This window comes from Erwinia typographi (genome assembly GCF_000773975.1).
In the GTDB taxonomy this organism is placed as follows: domain Bacteria; phylum Pseudomonadota; class Gammaproteobacteria; order Enterobacterales; family Enterobacteriaceae; genus Erwinia; species Erwinia typographi.
Genome location: NZ_JRUQ01000014.1, coordinates 15,707 through 38,059, shown reverse-complemented (window position 1 = coordinate 38,059; position 22,353 = coordinate 15,707). Strand labels below are relative to the sequence as shown.

The following is a 22,353-nucleotide window of genomic DNA, read 5'->3' as shown; positions in this document are numbered from 1 at the left end:
TTTACAGCCTAAGTAAAAGTATTTTTAAATCTTCAGGATAACCTGAAGGTTTTGGCCGGGTTTAAACTTTAAGAGATATTGAATCGCTACGGATTTATTAGATATCTCAGAGTCATTTAAACTGTATAAAAAAAGAGGCGCTCATGAGCCTTAAGCGTTATCCCGACGAGTTTAAAATTGAGGCGCTCAAACAGGTTGTTGGTCGCGGCAATTCTGTTTCCAGCGTTGCAACACGACTCGACATCACCACCCATAGCCTTTACTCCTGGATAAAGAAGTACGGTCCGGATTCTTCCACTAATAAAGAACAGTCCGATGCTTAGGCCGATATCCGCCGTCTCCAGAAAGAGCTGAAGCGAGTTACCTACGAACGGGACATATTAAAAAAACGCTGCGTACTTCGCAAGACTGTCTGACTGAGGTACTCCTTTATCCGTTACAACACCCGTTGCTGGCCTGTTCGCCTGCTCGCCTGCTCTGTCGGGTGCTGAATGTTCATCCAAGTGGCTTTTACACCTGGCTTCTGAAGCCGCATTCGCAACGCCATCAGGTAGATCTGAGGCTGACAGGAAAGCTTAAACAGTTCTGGCTGGAATCGGGATGCGTTTATGGCTATCGCCAGATCCATCTGGAACTGCGGGACACCGGGCAACAGTGCGGAGTGAACAGAGTCTGGCGACTGAAGAAACGAGTCGGGATAAAGTCTCAAGTCGATTACCGCAGCCCGCGGGCACGCAAAAGCGAGGTCAGTATCGTGTCGCCTAACAGGCTTCAGCGACAGTTCAATCCGGATGCTCCAGATGAGCGTTGGGTTACGGACATAACCCACATCAGGACCCACGAAGGCTGGTTGTATCTTGCCGTGGTTGTTGATCTGTTCTCACGCAAGGTTATCGGCTGGTCAATGCAATCCCGGATGACAAAGGACATTGTCCTGAACGCACTGCTGATGGCTGTATGGCGGCGTAATCCCCAAAAACAGGTGCTGGTTCATTCGGATCAGGGCAGTCAGAACACAAGCCATGAGTGGCAGTCGTTCCTGAAATCAAACGGCCTGGAGGGGAGTATGAGCCGTCGCGGTAACTGCCACGATAATGCGGTTGCAGGAAGCTTTTTCCAGTTGTTGAAACGCGAACGGATAAAGAAAAAGATCTACGGAACGCGGGAAGAAGCCCGCAGCGATATTTTTGATTACATCGAAATGTTTTATAACAGTAAGCGTCGGCATGGTTCTAGCGTTCAGATGTCACCGACAGAATATGAAAACCAGTATTATCAACGGCTCGGAAGTGTCTAGATTATCCGTGGCGATTCAAAAACCAGTATTTATAATTAATGGAAAACGGTTGTTGCGCATAAAAAACCAGTGCGTGGCGTGACCTTAACCATCGGCGTTTTTTTTCGACGGCAAAGGTAATAACCAAAAAATACCGCATCTCGCCTGATGCAATTCAATAAATGTAATGCTTCCCTACAGGTCATAAATCAAAAGGATGCGCAAAGTTGTGAGGACTTTCTTAAAGCCATCAATAAGGACGGCATTTCGAAAGGCAGCTGCCGAGGATATTATTCAAATATTCACTGGCTGAACTTTCTTTATAAACCGGCCAAATTTCTGTCGAAAAAACCAAACGGCCGCCCAGAGGCGAATCGCTGATCGAACTTCGATGCCAATCCGTGATCGAATAGGGCGGATTAAGCACGCGGCGAACGCCCATGAGGTGCTACGTTCAACAACAGTTAAATGATGATGGTTTTTATTATCAATATTCTTGCCAGTCTCTCATACACTAAGGCACTCTGCAGCTGATTTTCATTCAGGGATTTATTCAGATGAAAGTATTGCTGGCTGTGGGTTTCTTACTGCTCCTTTTTGCCTTGCCTTCTGTGGATGAAATATCAGAGCGTACAGTTTTGCCAATAACGCTTACTGACAGCGGATTTTTACCTAATGAGCTGACGGCTTTCGCCGGTAAGAAACTGAACATCCGGATGACAAACATAAGCAGCCGGGTTGCTGAACTGGAGAGTTATGATATGAAATTTGAGAAAATAACCCCACAGGGAAAGACTGTCTCAGTCTTTGCCGGCCCCCTTCGTCCCGGTAAATACCGTTTTTTTGATGATTACAGTCTGTCTGGTTACAGCGGATGGTTGACAGTCAGGGAGGAATAAAACTGTGCTGGCGGCGCTGGTCATTGTTTTCAGAGAGGTACTGGAAGCCGGATTGATTATTGCGGTTATTCTTGCGGCCTGCAGAGGCGTCCCTGTCCGTAAATACATTCTGGTGGGTATACTGGCTGGTGTTGGTGGGGCTGTCATCCTGGCATTATTCACCGAACACCTGGAAAGCATGCTGGACGGACGGGGACTGGAGTTATTCAGCGCCGCCGTTCTGTTGCTGGCCGTTTTAATGCTGTCGTGGCAGGTGTTGTGGATGTTTGCCAGTGGAAAACGGTACGCCGGTTTCTGCTCCCGGGAAACGGAAAGCCTGCTGGCTGAAAAAGATGGCTACTCTTCCATCGCAATCCTTGTCGCTCTCACCGTGCTTCGCGAAGGTACAGAGGTTGTTCTGTTTCTTTACAGTCTGTCTCTGACGCTCACTGGAAGTGCTGGTGTCGGTATGTTCGCCGGCGGTGTTGCGGGGGTGCTGCTTGGGGTACTTGTTTCATGGGGCGTGTATTCGGGGCTGGTTTTTATTTCCTTACGAAAACTGTTTGCTGCCAGTAACGTCCTCCTGATGTGTATTGCTGCGGGGCTTGCCAGTCAGGCTGCTGGTATTCTTGCCAGTATTGATATGTTACCGATGCTGGGATGGCAGATATGGGACACCTCATTTCTTCTTTCTGACAGCAGCTGGGCAGGAAGTCTTGCTCATACCCTTCTGGGATATACCGCATCACCATCAGGTATACAGCTTTTCGCCTGGTTGTTTGTTTTTGCCGTAATTTTTTTCCTGCGGTCATATTTTATCCGTCGGGATCAACATTAATTAATAAAATGGAGATTGTTCGCGTTATGAAAATGAAAGTAATGGCCGCAATGCTGATAATGAGTACTCTGGTTATCACAGAATGCGCTTATGCAAAAGAATATCCGGTCGGTGGCCCGGTTCAGAAAGACGGTATGGAGATAGCCGCGTCTTATCTGGTAGACATTGAAACGACTCCAATGCCTTCCTCAATGATTATGGGAAAAGATGTCATCCACCTTGAGACCGATGTTCATGCCACACAGGATAACAAGTGGGGATTCCCACAGGATGCATGGATACCGTACCTGAGTGTGGATTATGTAATTCAGAAAGTCGGTGATGGGGATTTTTTGGCGTTCGGGCAACTGCTGCCGATGTCCGCCGCCGATGGCGCGCATTATGCCCACTCGGTGAAAATGAAAGGTCCGGGGACTTATAAAGTATTCCTGAAGTATACTCCACCAGATGAGAAAGGGTATGCCCGACATATCGACAGGGAAACCGGGCTGCCCCAGTGGTTCTCACCCTTTGTTGAGCAGTTCACATTTACTTATCCCCAGAGCTGACAATACCGCCGGCAGTGATTAGAAGCATCATCGCTGCCGGGGGAGGCTTTACTGCATGCATAAAAGACATCTTCTGATTTTCGTTCTGTCAATCTCCACGGTACTTCTCTGCGGCTTTTCCGGTATTTATTACTCAACCGCTAAGTTCTCCGGGGATCAACTTCTCCTGTATGTGTCCGATCAGGTCTTGCCGTTTTTATGTGCAATAGCGCTGGGCTCGATTTATCTGTGGTAATTCACCGCAGAATTGGCACTATCACCAACAAAAATAATGTGATCTGCTGTGGATTAATTATTGCGGCGGTCACTCCGCTAAATGTGCCTTTCTGGCTGACAACGCTTGCCACCTGTGGTGGCTTTATGTTTTCCCGTCTGACCTTCAGGGCTGGCGGTATTACACATTCTCTCAATGCTGCCGTCAGTGCCAGATTGATTGTGTTCTTCTTTCGTCTGCCCCATTCAGTGGAATGGCTGACTAATGCAGGAGTTGATGGCTGGTCCGGCGCAACACCTCTGCAGGCCAGGAAAATATGCGTGGTATTACAGCAACATTGTTCTGATTATTCACTCAACGAGCTTTTTAGCGGCCGCTGGAGCGGGGCGCCGGGGGAAGTGCCTATGGCCGCGATTTTTGTGGCTGCTGTTGTATTACGAGTCTCCGGGCTGATACGACTGTCGCCGATGCTGTGGGGATTGCTGGGATTTTGTCTGGCCTGGTGTGTAAGTCAGGGGGGCGGGACAGATGCGCTCCTTCAGCATGCTCTGATGAAGAGTTTTCTTTTTGCGCTGGTATTCATGCTGCGCAATCATTTTACCGGGCAGTTGCCGGCAGGGTATCAGTGTACCCATGCATTTATTTATGGAGGGCTGTGTGTTCTGTTCAGGTGCTACGGGCCGTTTGCGGAAGGAACCCTGTTGTCGCTTATTTTCGCACAGTTGATAACGGGGATGATTATCATATTTCATCGTCATATGATACCAGTAGTCGACCCGTGAACCGTCTCATGTTATAAACGAACCCTCAGGCGGCATTGTTAAGGCTTTTTCCCGCTGCCATCACTCCCTTAAACTCACTAAATAATTTCAGGTTTAAAGTGTTGGCGGTTTCTGTGTCGATCTCCGTACAAATGACCTTGTGGATTTCGACTATCACAGGCCCTGCTAATACCTGGAGGCCTGCACGCAGCCTCTTATCCTGATACACCGATTTCAGTACGCGGGTGACGGCTTTGACTGGGCCCTTACAGGTGATAACGGCTGGAATATTTATCAGCGTGGTGAGCTTAGCACAATGCCCTCATTCTGGTTTTTTCTTTACGGCTTTCGGTACATATACCCAGGATTCAGTCATCAATTACCGTGTGAGCTGTTTATCTGAAGTTCTGTATCAAGCCACGTTTTAAAACTGGCATAGGGTATATAAACAGATACGTTTTTGTATTTTACCTTTCCGCTCTTACCGTCGTTTATTCTGTCAGCGTAACCGATTATCACGCCAGCTATCGTACCATCACTGTTGTTATAGACGGCTCCGCCGGACATGCCTTGCACTGTGCCTGCATCTGACGCGACCACCACGCAGCTTTGTTTATTCCATTTGCTCTTAAATACTGTATTTGTAAGGCTGGTCCCTTCTGATTTCACGGGCATGGCAGAAATAAAACTGTAGCCGAACAGGTTAACACGGTCACCAATATTTCCGTTGCGAAAAACGGGCGCCTTCAGATTTTTATTCTTATGATAAACAATGGCCAGGTCACACTCAGGATTGCGCGATTTTACACGATAAAGAGAATATCTGGCGACGTGGGCGGCAGTAAGACTGTATTCGTCTGTCAGTGGGATGGTTGTTCCCAGTGCGCCAGCGCCAAGAATAGTGGGCACGCCCGTAAAAGTCATGTCGACTTTTTCACGGGCTTTGTTGCTGTACTCATATTTCCCAACAGAACACCCTGTCAGTAACAATAAAAAAACAAATGCGAAATATTTCATTTTCATCTCTCATTGGGACGGATACTTATAAAACAGCCCTGCAAATAAAAGAGATATCTGATATCCGAAATGACTCATTGTTTTTTTGATGTCACACATTGATGATTTTGTGTGAAAAAAAACGCTCCTGCTCTCTTTTGTCAGTGCTGGTGCCACCGGGGACATTCTGTTGAGGTTAGCGTTTCAGGTTTCACCGCTTCGCTGTTCCCGGTTAAATTACAGGTTATTTGCAACATCTGTAAATATTGCCTTGCCTGAATTTTCGACAGGATTCTGCACCAGTTAGCTTAAATAAATCGTCAACGGTGCGGTTTGTTTGCTTTTTTGGGAATGATTTTGGTTTCTGTAGAACGAGGGCCGAAAGGGGGCGACTGATTACCTGAGACATTATACCTTAAGGTAAGCAAGCCCGATGTTCATCGTTTTAATATGCATAAATAAAATCAGTAAAACGGTTTTGTTCGCCTCACGTTGAATATCTATTCAACTATAATGAGGTATATTCCCTGCTGCATGTAGCCCGATCCGTTACGTGTGAGTTACAGTTTAATGCGTTTTCCTGTTTTTTTTCCTTATTTTCCGTCAGAGATTGCCTGCCGTTTCTGGCGGATTTTTTTCTCCAGTCCTGTTTTACTTCTCCATCATGTAATATTAATAATTCTTTAAAAGTCCGGACAGGGATCGAACCGTGAATGTGTCGGCCGCCTGTTAAGGATATTCGGCATTTTCCTGATTCTGGTCAGAATATTGCCTGATTTCTCCTTCCAGCGCGATTACTCCCGCTTCGTTGTTTTCTGGTTTAATAACGACAGGTAATCATATCCGCTCTCTTACCAATTGTCCGGGAGCATTCAGTCATGGCAGACACTCTGCGTCAGCGCACTGCAGGCCTTATACCGGACGCGGAATATACAAGGATATGTGATGTCTGATTCCTTCCAGAATGAAGTCCCGAAGGCGCGCGTTAACTTACAACTTTCACTGCATACCGGCGGCGCACAGAAGAAAACCGAGCTGCCGCTCAGACTCCTCACCGCGGGTGACTTCAGCAACGGCCGGGAAGACCGTCCCCTCTCTGAGCGGCAAAAAGTGAACGTGAACAAAAATAACTTCAACAGCGTTCTGGCTGAGTTCTCCCCGTCCGTCAGCCTGTCGGTTCAGAACACACTGGCAGGGGACGGCAGCGAGGATAACGTGAACCTGACCTTCCGCGACATGAAGGATTTTGAGCCGGAGCAGGTGGCCCGCCAGATACCTCAGCTTAAAGCCATGCTCGCCATGCGTAATCTCCTGCGTGACCTCAAATCTAATCTTCTGGACAACCAGGCTTTCCGTAAAGAACTGGAAAAAATCCTGCTTGACCCGGCGCTCAGCGCAGAACTGCGTACTGAATTGTCTGCCCTGGCCCCAAAACAGCCATAACGGCCACGAAGATTTAACGGATTAATAAGGAAGATGCTGATGTCTGTCAAAAAAGAGAATGCCGCTGCTGGCGGGAGTGTGGTGGCTGAACGTCCGGCTGCCGGTGGCGTGTACGGGGCGCTGTTTGAAAAAATCAACTTAAGCCCTGTCACCGAACTGAGCGCGCTGGATATCTGGCAGGATGCACAGGCGATGGCCGAGGCGAGCGCCGGTGAGCGCCTGACGGCGGGCATGCAGGTGTTCCTGGAATGCCTGAAAAAATCGGGTTCAAGCCCTGACCGGCTGGATAAACATCTGATTGACCACCACATCGCTGAGCTGGACTGGCAAATCAGCCGTCAGCTGGATGCGGTGATGCATCATGACGATTTTCAGGCGGTGGAAAGCACCTGGCGCGGACTGAAATCGCTGGTCGACAAAACCGACTTCCGTCAGAACGTTAAAATTGAACTGCTGGACCTGTCAAAAGACGACCTGCGGCAGGATTTTGAGGACGCACCGGAAATTGTCCAGAGCGGCCTGTACCTGCAGACGTATGTGGCGGAATATGACACCCCGGGCGGTGAACCCATTGCCGCGCTGGTCTCCGCGTACGAGTTTGACGCCTCTGCGCAGGACGTGGCGCTGCTGCGCAATATCTCGAAAGTCTCGGCCGCGGCGCATATGCCGTTTATCGGCTCTGCAGGGCCGGCATTTTTCCTCAAGGATTCGATGGAGGAGGTGGCCGCCATCAAAGATATCGGTAACTACTTTGACCGTGCCGAGTACATCAAGTGGAAATCTTTCCGTGAAACTGATGATGCCCGCTATATCGGGTTGGTGATGCCGCGCGTGCTGGGCCGCCTGCCGTACGGTCCTGACACCGTGCCGGTGCGCAGCTTCAACTATGTGGAAGAAGTGAAGGGCCCGGACCACGATAAATACCTGTGGACCAACGCCTCGTTTGCCTTTGCCGCCAATATGGTGAAGAGCTTTATCAGCAACGGCTGGTGCGTACAGATCCGTGGCCCGCAGGCCGGGGGCGCCGTACAGGACCTGCCCATTCATCTGTATGACCTCGGTACCGGCAGTCAGGTAAAAATCCCGTCTGAGGTGATGATACCGGAGACGCGGGAGTTTGAGTTCGCGAATCTGGGCTTCATCCCTCTGTCGTATTACAAAAACCGCGACTACGCCTGCTTCTTCTCGGCGAACTCCGCCCAGAAACCGGCGCAGTACGACACGGCGGATGCCACGGCCAACAGCCGCATCAATGCGCGCCTGCCGTACATTTTCCTGCTGTCGCGCATCGCCCATTACCTGAAGCTTATCCAGCGTGAAAACATCGGTACCACCAAGGACCGGCGTCTGCTGGAACTGGAACTGAACACCTGGGTCCGCAGTCTGGTGACCGAAATGACCGACCCGGGCGATGCCCTGCAGGCCTCGCACCCGCTGCGTGATGCGAAGGTGACGGTGGAGGATATTGAAGATAACCCGGGCTTCTTCCGCGTGAAGCTGTATGCGGTGCCGCATTTCCAGGTCGAAGGCATGGACGTCAACCTGTCACTGGTCTCCCAGATGCCGAAGGCAAAATCGTAGGATAAGGCAGGAAGCCGATGAAAACGGAACAACCGTTATGGGGCAGGGGCATCATGATCTCTCCCCAGCATTTCCAGCAGCAGGCCGCGTATGCGGCCTGGTCAGCAGAAGGCATCGCCCGTATGGGCCTCTCAAGGCCCTGGGGGGTGATTGAGGCCACGTTCGAACCGGAAGCGCTGAAGCTGGGCCGTCTGCAGGCCCGTCATCTGCACGTCCGTTTCCCGGACGGCACGCTGACTGACACCGACAATGCCGACGCCCTGCCACCGGCACTGCCGCTTGAGGGCGGGCCGGATGAGGCGGTGGTGCTTCTGGCCCTTCCGCTGCTGCGGGCGAACGGCGGTAACTGCCTGAAACCCGATGAAGTGGCTGAGCGGCCGGTGCGCTATCGCCAGCGCTGGCACGATGTCCGTAACGCCTTCGGGGACGATACCCGCCAGATTGCGGTGATGCAGCCGGAGCTGAGCCTGCGGTTTGCTCATCAGGACAACAGCGATTACCTGACCTGTGCTGTCGCCCGACTGCAGCAGGACTCGCAGGGCGCCTGGACACTGGACGAAACGTTTCTCCCGCCGCTCCTGACCCTGCAGGGCAGCCGCTGGCTGGTGACCCAGCTTGAACTGCTGATGACCCAGCTGCGCGCCCGTCTGAGCCGCCTGATGGCGATGCGCCGGGAAAGTAACGAGCGGATGGCGGATTTCGCCGTGGCTGACGTGTCCCTGTTCTGGCTGCTGAACGCGCTGAACAGCGCTGAGCCCGTGCTTGCGCAGTTTCAGCGCAACCTGCAAAGCCCGCCCGAGCGTCTGTATCCGGAGCTGGCCCGCCTGGCCGGCAGCCTGCTGACCTTTTCGCTGGCGCATCAGGTGAGCGCCATTCCGGCCTGGCAGCATGAGCAGCTTAACCGCGTTTTCCCGCCGCTGTTTGATTTACTGGGTGACCTGCTGGAAGCCAGCCTGCCGTCGCGGGTGGTGTCGGTGGAGCTGGAGCACGATCCGCGTCTTCACTTCTGGCAGGCCCGTCTGCATGATCCACGCCTGCGTGAGGGGGCCGATTATTATCTTTCCGTGCGATCTCCGCTGCCGGTGGCGCAGCTGCAGGAGCAGTTCCCGCGCCAGTGCAAGGTGGGCAGTCCGGATTATGTGCGGGGGATCGTCAATTCTTCCCGCGTGGGCGTGCCGCTGACGGCGCTTCGCCACGTGCCGGCCGCCATTCCGCTGCGCCTGGAAAATCAGTATTTCAGCCTCGACGTTTCCCATCCACTGGCCGCCGAAATGCTCGCGGGCGGGAGCTGCATGTTTTACGTCCCGGGGATGCTCGGCGAGCCTGAGCTTGAACTCTTTGCGGTACTGAGAACATGAGTGAGTTTACACGCGGCACCGCCGCGTCCACTGATATTGATGCGCTGCTGCAGGACACCTGGCTGCAGGTCATCAGCCTGCGCCACGGCCCGGCGTTCCTGGAAGGGGAAGGGCGGGTACTGTGGGAGCACTGTGTCGCCGGCGTGGAGCGCGTACAGCGTGAGCTGAAAGCGGGGGGACTTGATGAGGCCAGCTGTCAGCACATTCTCACCGCGCAGTGTGCGCTGCTTGATGAGGCGGTCAAAGGCCGCGGCGTGGAGGATGATGCCTGCGTGCAGTGGTATGACATCCCCCTGCAGGGGCATTTCCTCGGCACGATGGACGCCGGCGACACGCTGTGTGATCGGATGCGCGACGTGCTGCGTGAACCGGCTCCTGAGCCTGCCGTTGTGACCTGCTTCCAGCGGGTGATGATGCTGGGATTTCTGGGGAGTTTCCGCTCGCTGAACGACCCGGCGCGCCAGACGCTCGTCAGCGCACTCAGTGACCATGCCCCGCCGTTCAGTGCGCCACAGACCCGTCCGGTACTGGCGGAAAGCCCCCCGGGATGGCGAATGGGGGGCTGGCTGGGGTCATGGCCCGTACGTATTGCGCTGAGCGTGATAATGGTCGCCGCACTCTGGTGGGGGCTGAATCACTGGCTCGATCAGATACTGCTGACCCTGCTGCCGGACGCCGTGACATGAGCCCTGCACAGCAGCGGGGGCTGGCGCTGTGGGCCGCCCTGCTGAGCGGTGTGGTCTGCTTCGGCTTTCTGCCCGTGACGCGATCGGTGGCGGTGATCGTCTGGCTTGCCGCGCTGGTGCTGAGCGCGACGTTCTGGTACGCCTGCCATCGGCGCGTGGACCATGATGTCACCCTGCGTCTGGATGGCCTCCCGGACGCCTCTTACCGACAGCCCGTGGTGCTGGTCTGTGGTGATCTGCCGCAGGTCTGGCCGCATCAGTCTCCGGTGCTGACGGTCACACAGGGATGCTGGATACGCGTGGCGGACCGGCAGGATCCGGGGCAGGTGGCCCGTCAGGTGCTGTTGCAGCGTCCTGACTGGGGACGTCAGCTGTCCGTCATGGTCAGCGTCTGCCCGCAGAAGCACGCTGACAGCGGGCGGCTTACGCACCGTCTGCTGGCCCTGCGCTGGCAAATCAGCCGGCTCCGTAAGGAAACCGGCCATGCTGTGCCGCTGGTTCTGAAGGGGCAGGCCGGCAGCGCGATAACCAGCGAACCGTTCTGGCAGGTGGCGCTCCCGGGAGAAGATGTGAGGGTCTGGCAGGCGTCTTCAGTCCCGCGTTCCGTCGCGGCGTGGGTCTCCGGCGGCGGTGCGCCTGCGATGCAGCAGCAGGTGCTGATGAACGGCCTGACGGGCTGGTTTCATCAGTACGTTATCGCGTCGTTTACGGATGAGAACCCCGATGTTCCACCCGTCGCGCCCGCAGCACTGCTGTGGGGGATGGGGCCGGTTCTTGCCGGGAGTCTGTCATCGTCGGTCTGGACGGCATGGTTATCCCGTCACACCGCCCTGCAGCAGGTGGCCGGCTGGCAGCCTGCCGGCACGGACAGCCCGGCGATGTCACTGCTGCCTGATTTTATCCTTCCCCTGCTGCCTGCCGGTACGGGCGTCACGCCCCGCCAGCGCACCTGGCGCTGCGCGTCCGGGCTCTTCACGCTGGCGGCCATTGCGGCACTGCTCAGCAGTGGCTGGAATAACCGGCAGCTGTTGCACCGTCTGAGCTTCGACATTGCCCATTATGACTGCATTCCGGATGAGGACGACGGCCCGAAAGCCACTGCCGTTGCGGTACTGCGGGAGGATGCCGTTCTGCTGGATGACCTTGAGCGTAATGGCGTACCGGTCAGGATGAGCCTGGGGCTGTATCAGGGCGAACGCCTGCGCCTGCCGGTGCTGGATGCGATCCGCACGTATGTCCCTCCGCCGCCCGTACCTCAACCTGTGCCGGAACCGGCCCCGAAAATTGTGCGCCTTGACAGCATGTCGCTGTTCGCCTCCGGCAAAGCTGACCTGAAAGCGGGCTCCACCAGAATGCTGGTGAACTCGCTGGTTGGCATTAAGGCGAAGCCGGGCTGGCTGATTGTGGTGTCCGGTCATACCGATAACACCGGCAACCAGAAACTCAATCAGACGCTGTCCCTGAAACGTGCCGGAGCGGTACGCGACTGGCTGCGTGATACCGGTGACGTGCCGGAAAGCTGTTTTGCGGTGCAGGGCTACGGCGCGAGCCGCCCTGTTGCCCCTGACGACACGGCGGAAGGGCGTGCGCGCAACCGCCGCGTCGAAATCAGTCTGGTACCGCAGGCGGATGCCTGCCGGGCACCGGACGTAACCCCGGCGTCGTCGCAGGATGATGACGCTGATAACACTGTAACGGAGTGATTTTTATGGCAATTCCAGTTTATCTCTGGCTGAAAGACGACGGCGGCGCGGACATCAAAGGTTCCGTGGACGTTCAGGATCGCGAAGGCAGCATCGAGGTGGTGGCGCAGGAGCATAACCTGTACATCCCGACCGACAACAATACCGGCAAACTGACCGGCACGCGTATCCACACCCCGTTCATGTTCACCAAAGAAACCGACTCGTCCAGCCCGTACCTGTACAAGGCAGTGACCACCGGTCAGACCCTGAAATCGGCGGAGTTTAAGTGGTACCGCATTAACGACGCGGGTCAGGAAGTGGAGTACTTCAACACGAAGCTTGAGAACGTGAAGGTGGTAAAGGTGAACCCGGTGATGCATGACGTCAAGAACCCGGCCTTTGAGAAGCACAACCACCTCGAAGCCATCGAACTGCGCTACGAAAAAATCACCTGGACCTACAAAGACGGCAACATCATTCATTCCGATTCCTGGAACGAACGCGCCACCGCGTAAATCGCTTTTTATCCGTCAGTTTATTACGGCACACGCAGGTGTGCCGCTCTACAGGAGGTTTTTGTGTCTCTGATTCAGTGGGCAACACACTGGCAGAAGGATCCGCGCTTCAGCCGGAACTACACGGCGCGGCTTATTGAAAAAGCCTGCGCACTGGATGCGCAGCTTCACCGCGCGTACTGCGCGGGACAGCTGAAGGTGATAGCCGGCCCGCACCGTAAGGCCGGCCCCGGCGGAGGCGGGGATGCCCGTCTGCACATGACGCTGCAGCCAGCCGCAAATGCCAGTTGCTGGCACGTCATTCTTGATGACAGTGGAACCCGTCCCGTGAAGGTTGAAAAGCGGGAGCGTGTGGGGCAGCGCTTCTGACCGGCATCCGGCACGGCACCGGCTGCCTGTGCTGGATCAGGCCCTTTTTTTGCTGAGCGCCTGTAACCACGGGCGTTCAGCAAAGAAAGCATCACATCCCGGAAACAGACCTTATGGGCCTCGGTAACGGCCAGGGGCGGTAGCGTGTCCGAAAGGTCCCCAACAGTGAGTAAAAACAATATGGAAAACCCGGCAATCCTTCTCCGGCGTCTCAACCCTTACTGTGCCCGGGCGATGGAGGGGGCGGCTTCGCTCTGCCAGACCCGTGCGCACGCGGAAATCCTGCCGGAGCACTGGCTGCTGAAACTGCTGGAGCAGGGCGAAGGCGACCTGACGGTGCTGGCCCGTCGCTACGAGTGGGATATGGACGCCATCTGGCAGGATTTGCTCGGCTGGCTGGACAGGCAGCCGCGCTCCGTACGCCACCGCCCGCAGCTGTCTGACAACATCCGGACACTGATGCAGGAGGCCTGGCTTACAGCATCGCTTAACGGTGAAGCGCAAATCCGGAGCCTGCACCTGTTGATGGCCCTGGTGGAAAAGCAGAAGCTGGTGCGCTGCGACGGGCTGTGGCCCCTGCTGACGCCCGGTCAGAGCCAGCTGGAATGTCTCCGTCCGCTGCTGGACGCACAGTCGGACGAACGTCCGGACGTGCAGCACGAAGCCGAACTGGCGCAGAGCCACGGTGGTGAGGTGGAATTTATCGGCCGTCCTGTTGGTGCAGAACAGAAAGAGGGTGAGCTGCCCCCGGCGCTGCAGAACGCACTCGACAAATTTACCCTGGACGTCACCGCCAGAGCGAAGGAAGGCAAAATCGACCCGGTATTCGGCCGTGATACCGAAATCCGCCAGATGGTGGATATCCTCTCCCGCCGTCGCAAGAACAACCCGATACTGGTCGGCGAGCCGGGCGTGGGGAAAACGGCACTGGTTGAAGGCCTGGCACTGCGTATTGCAGAGGGTAATGTCCCGGCTTCCCTCCGACCGGTGGTTCTGCGCACCCTTGACCTCGGCCTGCTGCAGGCGGGTGCGGGCGTGAAGGGCGAATTTGAACAGCGCCTGAAAAACGTCATCGATGCCGTACAGCAGTCTCCGGTGCCGGTTCTGCTGTTTATCGATGAAGCCCACACTATTATCGGCGCGGGGAACCAGGCAGGGGGCGCGGACGCGGCCAACCTGCTGAAACCGGCACTTGCCCGCGGCGAACTGCGCACCATCGCCGCGACTACCTGGAGCGAGTATAAACAGTACTTCGAGCGCGATGCCGCGCTGGAGCGCCGCTTCCAGATGGTAAAGGTGGACGAGCCGGACGATGACACGGCCTGTCTGATGCTCAGGGGCCTGAAATCCCGCTACGCGGAACACCACCATGTGCATATCACCGACGATGCGGTCAAAGTCGCGGTCACGCTGTCCCGTCGCTACCTGACCGGCCGCCAGCTGCCGGACAAGGCCGTTGACCTGCTCGACACCGCTGCTGCCCGCGTGCGCATGAGCCTCGACACGGTACCGGAACAAATTGTGCGCCTGAACGCGCAGCTGACTGCGCTGGCACTGGAAGAGCAGGCGCTGCTGGACGATATTGCGGCGGGCGGCACCCGTCACAAAGAGCGGCTGAGTCTCATTGAACAACGGCGCAACGTCCTGGAAGAGACCCTGCAGCAGCAGGAAAATCGTACTGAAGCTGAACGCGGGATTGCCCGACAACTGCTGGCCAGCCGTCAGGGTATCAGCCGGCAGGCAGAGATTGCAGCGCTGCAGAAACAGCTGGCACAGGCACGGCAGGGCGATGCGCTGATTCAGGTGGATGTTGACACCCGCACCGTCGCCAGCGTGATTGCTGACTGGACGGGCGTGCCACTTTCATCGCTGATGAAAGACGAACAGGCAGGACTGCTGACGCTTGAAAACGACATCGGCAAACGCGTGGTGGGGCAGGACGTTCCGCTCAGTGCCATTGCACAGCGCCTGCGCGCGGCGAAGACCGGACTGACGTCCGAAAACGGCCCGCAGGGCGTGTTCCTGCTGGCCGGCCCGAGCGGCGTGGGGAAAACCGAAACCGCGCTGGCGCTGGCGGATGTGCTGTATGGCGGTGAGAAGTCGCTGATTACCATCAACCTGTCCGAGTACCAGGAGCCGCATACCGTTTCCCAGCTGAAAGGCTCCCCGCCGGGCTACGTCGGCTACGGTCAGGGCGGAATACTGACCGAAGCGGTGCGCAGGCGCCCGTACAGCGTGGTACTGCTGGATGAAGTGGAAAAGGCGCACCGCGACGTCATTAACCTGTTCTATCAGGTGTTCGACCGCGGCTTTATGCGTGATGGCGAAGGCCGTGAAATCGACTTTCGCAACACCGTTATTCTGATGACCGCCAATCTCGGCAGCGACCACATAATGCAGTTGCTGGATGAACGGCCGGATGCGACAGAAACTGAGCTGCACGAACTGCTGCGCCCGGTTCTGCGCGACCACTTTCAGCCGGCGCTGCTGGCCCGCTTCCAGACGGTGATTTATCGTCCGTTAGCAGAAACTGCCATGCGCACCATCGTGGAGATGAAGCTTGCACAGGTCAGCAGGCGTCTGAACCGTCACTACGGTCTGACCACGCAGATTGATGAAGGCCTTTACGACGCCCTGACGGCCGCCTGCCTGCTGCCGGACACCGGTGCACGCAACGTCGACAGCCTGCTGAACCAGCAAATACTGCCGGTACTGAGTCAGCAACTGCTGACCCACCTGGCCGCAAAGCAGATGCCACACGCCCTGACGCTCGGCTGGAATGAGGATGAGGGGATTGTACTGGAATTTGACCGGATACAGGGAGTAAACGCATGAGTAACATGCTGCCGTTAAGGTTCAGCCATAATCATCATCTGCTGGCGGTTAAGGGCTGTCAGTCAGCGCTGGACGTGCTGGCTTTTGAGGGCGACGAGGCCCTGAGCAGGCCGTTCAGCTACCGCATTGAATTCACCAGCGGTGACCATGCTATCAGCAAAGAGATGATGCTGATGAAGGCCGGCTCCCTGACCCTTCAGGCGCCGGTCGACCAGGGCTGGGGCACTAAAATGCAGCAGGTCGTGCGCACCCTTCAGGGGGTGGTGAGTGGATTCGAACGCCTCAGCACCTCGAAGGATGAAACCCGTTACGCCCTGACGCTCACACCGCGTCTGGCGCTGCTTGACCGTTCGCACCAGAACGCCATTTACCAGGATATGTCCGTCCCGCAAATCGTGGAAAAAATCCTGCGGGAGCGTCACAACATGCGCGGCCAGGATTTTCTGTTTTCACTGGGGCAGGCATACCCGCGCCGTGAGCAGGTGATGCAGTACGGCGAGGACGACCTGCACTTTATCACCCGCCTGCTGGGTGAGGTGGGCATCTGGTTCCGCTTTACCACCGATACACGCCTGAACATCGACGTGGTGGAGTTTTATGACGGTCAGCAGGGGTATGAGAAAGGCCTGACGCTACCCTCGGTGCCGCCATCAGGGCAGCATTCTGAGGGAAGGGATTCGGTATGGGGCATGACGAGCCACCACCGCGTGGTACCGAAACAGGTGAGCACCCGCGACTACAACTACCGCCAGGCCACGGAAGACATGAACACACAGGTGGATGTGAGCTGCGGGGATGAGACCACCTGTGGGGAGGCTTACCACTGGGGGGATAACTGGCTGACGCCGGGCAGTGCGCATGACCGCAATCCGGCACCGGAGTCCGGTGCGTTTTACGCCCGTATTCGTCACGAACGCTACCTGAATGACCAGACCCGGGTGCAGGCTATCACCAGCAGCCCGGCCCTCTCTCCGGGGCAGGTGCTGAAAGTCACCGGCGGGCACGAAGTGGCAGACGTGTTTGCTCAGGGCGTGGTCATCACGGCGATACACAGTCATGCGCGCCGTGATGAAGATTTTAGCGTCAGCTTCAACGGCATCCCGGACAGCACGGATTTATGTTTCCGTCCTGAGCCGGGAGCACGCCCGGTAATGGCCGGCACATTACCGGCCCGCGTCACCAGTACCACCGAGAATGACACCTACGGGCATATCGATAAAGACGGCCGCTATCGCGTCAACATGCTGTTTGACCGCGATACCTGGGAAACGGGTTTTGAAAGCCTGTGGGTGCGGCAGTCCCGTCCGTATGCCGGCGACACTTACGGCCTGCATCTGCCGCTGCTGGCAGGTACGGAAGTGGCGGTTGGTTTTGAGGATGGTAACCCGGACAGACCGTACATCTCCGGCGTACTGCACGACTCAGCACACGGCGACCACGTTACCATCCGGAACTACAGGCGCAACGTCCTGCGCACGCCGGCAAACAACAAAATCCGCCTTGATGACAGCCGTGACCAGGAGCATATCAAGGTCTCCACGGAGTACGGCGGCAAGAGCCAGCTGAATCTCGGTCATATCGTCGACGGCGAAAGGAAAAAACGCGGGGAGGGTTTTGAGCTCAGAACCGACAGCCGGGGCGCTATCCGTGCGCAGAAAGGGCTGTTTATCAGCGCGGACGGCCAGACAAAAGCGCAGGGGCAGGTGCTGGAGATGGAGCCTGCACTTGCAAGGCTTTCAGCGGCATTAGTCGAAATGGAATCCCTTGCCGCCAGTGCACAGCAGGCACAGGCACTGGCGGCCGATGTCAGTCGTCAGCAAACACTCCTGAAGCAGAAAATTGAACAACTGCATGAGGAGGTGATCCTGGGCAGTGCACCAAAAGGAATGGCGCTGGTCAGTGGGGAAGATATGCAGTTGTCTGCTGGCGATAATCTGACACTGACGGCTGGCAGGCAGCTGGATGTCGGAGCAAAAAAAGACTTCACGCTGGCCGCAGGTAAACAACTGAGCCTGTACAGTCGTGAAGGTGCAAAGCTGTTCAGCTCCCATAACGATATTGATATTCAGGCTCAGGGCGGAAACATCACCACGTGGTCCACGCAGGACACGCATATATCGAGTGGTAAGAAGCTGGTTGTTACGGCGCAGGATGAACTGACGCTGGTATGCGGGGGCGGCTATATCAAAATCAAAGGCGGAAATGTTGAGATTGGTGGGCCGGGCAAACTGCTCATCAAGAACACGGGCATTAAGAAAGCTGGCACCGGTAGTCTACAGGGCGTGATGAAATCATTCGAACCAGAAAGTTTTGATGAAAAATTCATTATCAGAAATGCATTAACTCAAGAACCATTACCAGGAAAGGCTTATAAAATAACCATGCCAAATGGATCAGTTGTTACTGGTATAACAGATTCATTAGGCGCAACATCACTTAACTCTTCAGATTTAATAGGTGATATATTAATGGCACTTAATGAACGTTAAGTTATTTTGAGGTGTGTCTATGTTAGGTTTGGTGTTTTTTATAATTTTTTTATACTCTGTTTTGATTGGTAGTATCTTATATATAATTGTTGGCTTTTTGCATAATCCAATTTGTGGTATATGGAAGAATATAGGTAAATGGTGTATGTGTGTGGTTTTGTCTTATGTTTTTATCTTTTTTCTTCAATCGCATGGAGTTCCAATTATTAGGTGATTTCATTTTTAATAAAATAAAAGGGCTATGTTGTTAATGAATAAAAAAGTAGAAGTAACCAGAACTTTGGATTTAAAGTATGATGATAATGGCCGCCCTTCGTGGCGTTCAAGCCCTTCACATAAAAATATTAAAGTTCGTGGTGGGTGTGACTTGCCTCCTCACCTACCGGGATTGATTATTCTCGTTCATGGTGTTAATTCAACTGGTGAATGGTATCAAAATGCAGAAGAGTCTCTCTGTAAAGGGTTGAATATTCGACTGGGACTGAAAGGAACCCCATTTTCTTTGAAACCGAACAAATATAGTACAGATAGTTCGGTTTTAGTTGAAAACGAGGGGCAGACCACTTCACCTCTGGCTCGTAGAGAACTTGTTGAAGACAATGAAAGATCGCCAATAATTAGATTCTATTGGGGGTATTCTTCTGCGAGTGGTGAAGAGGAAAAATATGTTATTCCTTTAGCTAATATTAACGGCGAAGATTTTCATCAAATGAAAAGAAAGGGTATGAAATTAGATGAAATTAGAAATAAAGGACCATACATATGGGGTGGGGGACCATTCCAAAATGGCACGAATAATTTACACTCACTTTGGAGTAACTATGGATTTGATGAAAATTTAGCAGGAATTTTCGGGGTGAAAATTCAGTATTTTAATGAAGATAAAGATAGGCTTTTGACAAATGCTCCGCCACGGAAATACTACTCCCATGCAGCTAATAGGCTCGCGAAGCTTTTAGACCGTATTAGAGATAAGTATCCAAATGACACTGTTAGTATTATATCTCATAGCCAGGGAACCATGATTTCACTAGCCGCAGTGGCATTAGCTAAAAAAGGACCAGATGCTCTCTTTATTTTAAACTCACCTTATGCAATGCATAATAGCCAACTGAATGAGTTTTCAATTCCTCAGCAAGAGAGAATTTCTCCTAATGGCAGAGAGAGTACTTTATCATCAATAATTGAAAAAATTGCAAAACAAACCTCGCATCTTTCCGCTGTCGGTTATGAAGGACTATGTGTAGGTAAGTTTTCTGATAATTCTAGCTGGAAGCCTAATGGGGAAAATGTACTTGGAAATGAAAAGATACAAGAACGCGACAATCACGGAAGAACTTATATCTATTTTTGCCCTCATGACCGAGTTATGGGTTCATTACCGCTTCGCTCAATAGGATGGCAAGGTCTACCAAATGACAAAAAAGGAAGTCCACACCCATTACTAATTAAATTTAAAAACAACTTATACCAAAGAATGTTGGCTAGAAACACACCATGTGGTTCTAATCCTGACCAATATACACCATTTGGCACATTATCTGATGGGAAGCCATTTTGGGATGATGAAGGTGATAAATATCAGAGTAGTAGTAATACATATCCTGATCCACCGAAATGGCAAACAGTGTTTGTGAACGCCGAGAAAGTTCCTGAACCAATTAATGCCAATGAGTTGGCGGATTTTGACCAAACTAGAGTAGGTAAAGAACATGGTTCAATACAACGTGATGGGTGGGGAGAGATAAACCCGAAAACTGGTAAAAAAAATGATAACACATATGATAATTACATCGACTTATATCCAAATAAAGACGTTGTCATAGGTTATAAAGAACTTCCAAGTGGTTATCAGAAAGAGTTAACAAGAAAAGAAACTTTCGAAGAAAAAGATAATAGATTACGAAGTTATGTATCTCAACCAACAGATCACAGCACACTGCCTGGAAGTAATATATTTATGTCCAGAGTGGTCGCTTATGATTTACCTATAGGTCATTGCGACGCTACGTGGGATAAAGAGTTTATTTCGGAAATTCGATATCTTGCTGATTGGACAACCGGATCTGATCCTTATATTAATTCTGGTATTGTGGAAAGTATAAATGAACCATCAATGATAAGTCGCGAAACCGGTATTGAGGAAATGATTCGTGAAAAAGCAAAGGAATACGGTTATTAAATGGGTAAGTACATAATTGTATTCGGAGATGCCACTTCACATGGAGGCAAAGTAACTTCAGCCTCGTCCAGTTTTGATATCTCAGGTAATAATGCAGCGCTTTTAAATGACACAGTGTCATGCCCTGAGCATGGCACAAATAAAATAATTGAGTGCGATGCTTCTGCATATGAAGAAAACGGGTGTGGCATTGTACTACATGGCTGCAAGACGCAGTGTGGCGCGAGTGTCATCGCAGGTATGCAGGATATGGAGGTAGGCTGATGGGATGGTCTCTGCCGGAAGTACCCGAAAAAGAGACGGTACCCAACTGGTCGCCGTGGATCTGCCTGCTGATTATTATCCTGGGGCTTTTCATTGGGTTGCTTGTTGCGGTGCTGAAATCACCTGCAACCGGCCTCCCTTCGTTGAGCAGTGGGTACTGGCTACCACTGACGATCTGGACGTTTGCTGGTATTACGGCAGCCATTACGGTTTACAGTTTCTGGTGTGAGGTGCTGGCCACCCGTGTCTGGAACTGGAATGAGTGGTGCCGGAATATGCGCCTGGCATGGCGCATACGTGCGCATCAGCACCTCGCTATTCTCAGTCATGTTTTTATCACGGCTGAGCCGGGTTTGTTGTCGCGTCTGGCTCACACGCAGGAAGAGGACCGTTCAGATACACCGCCTTTAACGCTGCTGCCGGGAGAACCGCTCACCCCCGGAATTTCACGTTTTGAGCAGCTACTCCGCCATCTCATTTCCCGGATAACGCCCTCACTTCTGCGGCGATATCCCTCGGGTCCGTTACAAATTATTGTTCAGACCAACGGGGGCGATAAAGACCGTGAATCTCTGTCATTCCATCGTATCTGGACAGCTGCCCCCCTGCCCTGGAAAGCCGGTATTCATTTTCAGGATGCGGGCGCGTCTTTTGGTGACTGGAATCAGTTTGTGGGAGAAATAAAGCGGCCCGTACTGGTACTGGCGATGTACTACCGGGTGCCTGACGATGTCATGCCGGAATTTGCCTGCGCGTTATTTTTGATGCCGCCGTCGATGCTGGAGCAGGGCGAACACAAAAATGCGCTGCGGCTGTTTCGGGCGATGCCGCTCAGCACCCGCATGCTTGCAACTGAACTCAGTGAATTACGGGATATGGCCCTGACGCCGGCCACCCGGAAGCATCTTGTCTGGCACTGCGGGCTGTCAGATGCACCACGGCAGTCAATGAGCAGGGTGCTGAATGACCTGTCGGTCCCTTTGTATGAGGGTATTGGTACGGGGGGCGTCATTGACTATGACAGCGCATGCGCCCGTTATGGCGGTCTTGCTGGCTGGTCAGCCATCGGGGCGGCCGCTGATATGGCCGCATATGGCCCCGTCTGTCAGTGGCTTTTTATCGGAGGGGAACATGACGCCTGGGCCGTGACTCTTGGAAATGCCGCGCCTGCTGTCGGGCATGATCACTACGTTGTTCCGGCCCCTTTTCCCGGGGGCTCTGTTTTGATGGCATTACTGCTGAACACCGGGCTGTACAGCCTGATGCTCCAGTGTTTCCCTTCAACTGCATTATCCTGGCCGGGGATAACCCTCCTGCTGCTGTCACTGACAGTGACATTGCCCGGGGGTGCCATTTTGCTTCGACGGGCAACGGCCCGTCTTCAGCGCCCCGTATTTATCAGGGCTGCCCGACAGTCAGGAAAGGAATAACCGGC

17 protein-coding genes and 1 pseudogene are annotated in these 22,353 nt (G+C 53.8%); 17 read left to right on the top strand and 1 reads right to left on the bottom strand.

Annotated elements, in window-relative coordinates:
• Positions 1-143 precede the first annotated feature (143 nt).
• From NG99_RS03160 to NG99_RS27930, 5 genes and pseudogenes are all read left to right on the top strand, one after another.
• Positions 144-1,297, top strand: a pseudogene (locus NG99_RS03160) (IS3 family transposase).
• 536 nt (positions 1,298-1,833) lie between these two features.
• On the top strand, positions 1,834-2,175 hold the full coding sequence (locus tag NG99_RS03150; protein WP_052130531.1) for a cupredoxin domain-containing protein: 342 nt from the start codon (positions 1,834-1,836) through the stop codon (positions 2,173-2,175).
• Positions 2,176-2,179: 4 nt separating this feature from the next.
• The gene (locus NG99_RS03145) at positions 2,180-2,992 is read left to right on the top strand and encodes an FTR1 family iron permease (RefSeq protein WP_034888340.1); all 813 of its coding nucleotides are present in this window, start codon (positions 2,180-2,182) and stop codon (positions 2,990-2,992) included.
• Positions 2,993-3,018: 26 nt separating this feature from the next.
• Positions 3,019-3,540, top strand: a complete 522-nt coding sequence (locus NG99_RS03140) for an iron transporter (protein ID WP_034888338.1) — start codon at positions 3,019-3,021, stop codon at positions 3,538-3,540.
• 198 nt (positions 3,541-3,738) lie between these two features.
• On the top strand, positions 3,739-4,536 hold the full coding sequence (locus tag NG99_RS27930) for an RnfABCDGE type electron transport complex subunit D (protein WP_072017523.1): 798 nt from the start codon (positions 3,739-3,741) through the stop codon (positions 4,534-4,536).
• Positions 4,537-4,890: 354 nt separating this feature from the next.
• On the opposite strand, the gene NG99_RS03125 is transcribed toward NG99_RS27930, so the two are convergent.
• Positions 4,891-5,532, bottom strand: a complete 642-nt coding sequence (locus tag NG99_RS03125; RefSeq protein ID WP_034888368.1) for a serine protease family protein — start codon at positions 5,530-5,532, stop codon at positions 4,891-4,893.
• Positions 5,533-6,456: 924 nt separating this feature from the next.
• Between NG99_RS03125 and tssB the strand changes: the two genes are divergently transcribed.
• The 12 genes from tssB (at position 6,457) to NG99_RS03065 (ending at position 22,348) form a co-directional block, all read left to right on the top strand.
• On the top strand, positions 6,457-6,954 hold the full coding sequence (tssB, locus tag NG99_RS03120; protein ID WP_034888332.1) for a type VI secretion system contractile sheath small subunit: 498 nt from the start codon (positions 6,457-6,459) through the stop codon (positions 6,952-6,954).
• 33 nt (positions 6,955-6,987) lie between these two features.
• On the top strand, positions 6,988-8,535 hold the full coding sequence (gene tssC, locus NG99_RS03115) for a type VI secretion system contractile sheath large subunit (RefSeq protein WP_034888330.1): 1,548 nt from the start codon (positions 6,988-6,990) through the stop codon (positions 8,533-8,535).
• Between the two features lie 17 nt (positions 8,536-8,552).
• Positions 8,553-9,893, top strand: coding sequence for a type VI secretion system baseplate subunit TssK (tssK, locus tag NG99_RS03110; protein ID WP_034888327.1), 1,341 nt, complete (start codon positions 8,553-8,555; stop codon positions 9,891-9,893).
• A complete protein-coding gene (tssL, locus tag NG99_RS03105; RefSeq protein ID WP_034888325.1) occupies positions 9,890-10,579 on the top strand; it encodes a type VI secretion system protein TssL, short form in 690 nt (229 codons plus the stop codon). Before tssK ends, tssL begins: the two co-directional genes overlap by 4 nt.
• A complete protein-coding gene (locus tag NG99_RS03100; RefSeq protein ID WP_034888323.1) occupies positions 10,576-12,282 on the top strand; it encodes an OmpA family protein in 1,707 nt (568 codons plus the stop codon). The genes tssL and NG99_RS03100 overlap by 4 nt, the downstream gene beginning before the upstream one ends.
• Before the next feature lie 5 nt (positions 12,283-12,287).
• The gene (gene hcp, locus NG99_RS03095) at positions 12,288-12,779 is read left to right on the top strand and encodes a type VI secretion system effector Hcp (RefSeq protein ID WP_034888367.1); all 492 of its coding nucleotides are present in this window, start codon (positions 12,288-12,290) and stop codon (positions 12,777-12,779) included.
• Positions 12,780-12,842: 63 nt separating this feature from the next.
• Positions 12,843-13,148 carry a hypothetical protein gene (locus tag NG99_RS03090; protein ID WP_034888321.1) on the top strand — a complete coding sequence of 102 codons (306 nt, stop codon included), beginning with the start codon at positions 12,843-12,845 and terminating at the stop codon, positions 13,146-13,148.
• A gap of 180 nt (positions 13,149-13,328) precedes the next feature.
• Positions 13,329-15,983: a type VI secretion system ATPase TssH gene (gene tssH, locus NG99_RS03085; protein ID WP_034888366.1), complete on the top strand. Its 2,655-nt coding sequence runs from the start codon at positions 13,329-13,331 to the stop codon at positions 15,981-15,983.
• Entirely contained in the window at positions 15,980-18,472 is a 2,493-nt protein-coding gene (locus NG99_RS03080; protein WP_034888319.1) for a type VI secretion system Vgr family protein, read from the top strand. Before tssH ends, NG99_RS03080 begins: the two co-directional genes overlap by 4 nt.
• 250 nt (positions 18,473-18,722) lie before the next feature.
• Positions 18,723-20,654 (top strand): T6SS effector phospholipase Tle3 domain-containing protein, encoded by a 1,932-nt coding sequence (locus NG99_RS03075; protein WP_034888317.1) that lies wholly within the window; start codon positions 18,723-18,725, stop codon positions 20,652-20,654.
• Complete coding sequence (locus tag NG99_RS03070) at positions 20,655-20,918, top strand: PAAR domain-containing protein (RefSeq protein ID WP_034888315.1); 264 nt, start codon at positions 20,655-20,657, stop codon at positions 20,916-20,918. It begins immediately after the preceding gene.
• Positions 20,918-22,348: a hypothetical protein gene (locus NG99_RS03065; protein WP_034888312.1), complete on the top strand. Its 1,431-nt coding sequence runs from the start codon at positions 20,918-20,920 to the stop codon at positions 22,346-22,348. Before NG99_RS03070 ends, NG99_RS03065 begins: the two co-directional genes overlap by 1 nt.
• Positions 22,349-22,353 lie beyond the last annotated feature (5 nt).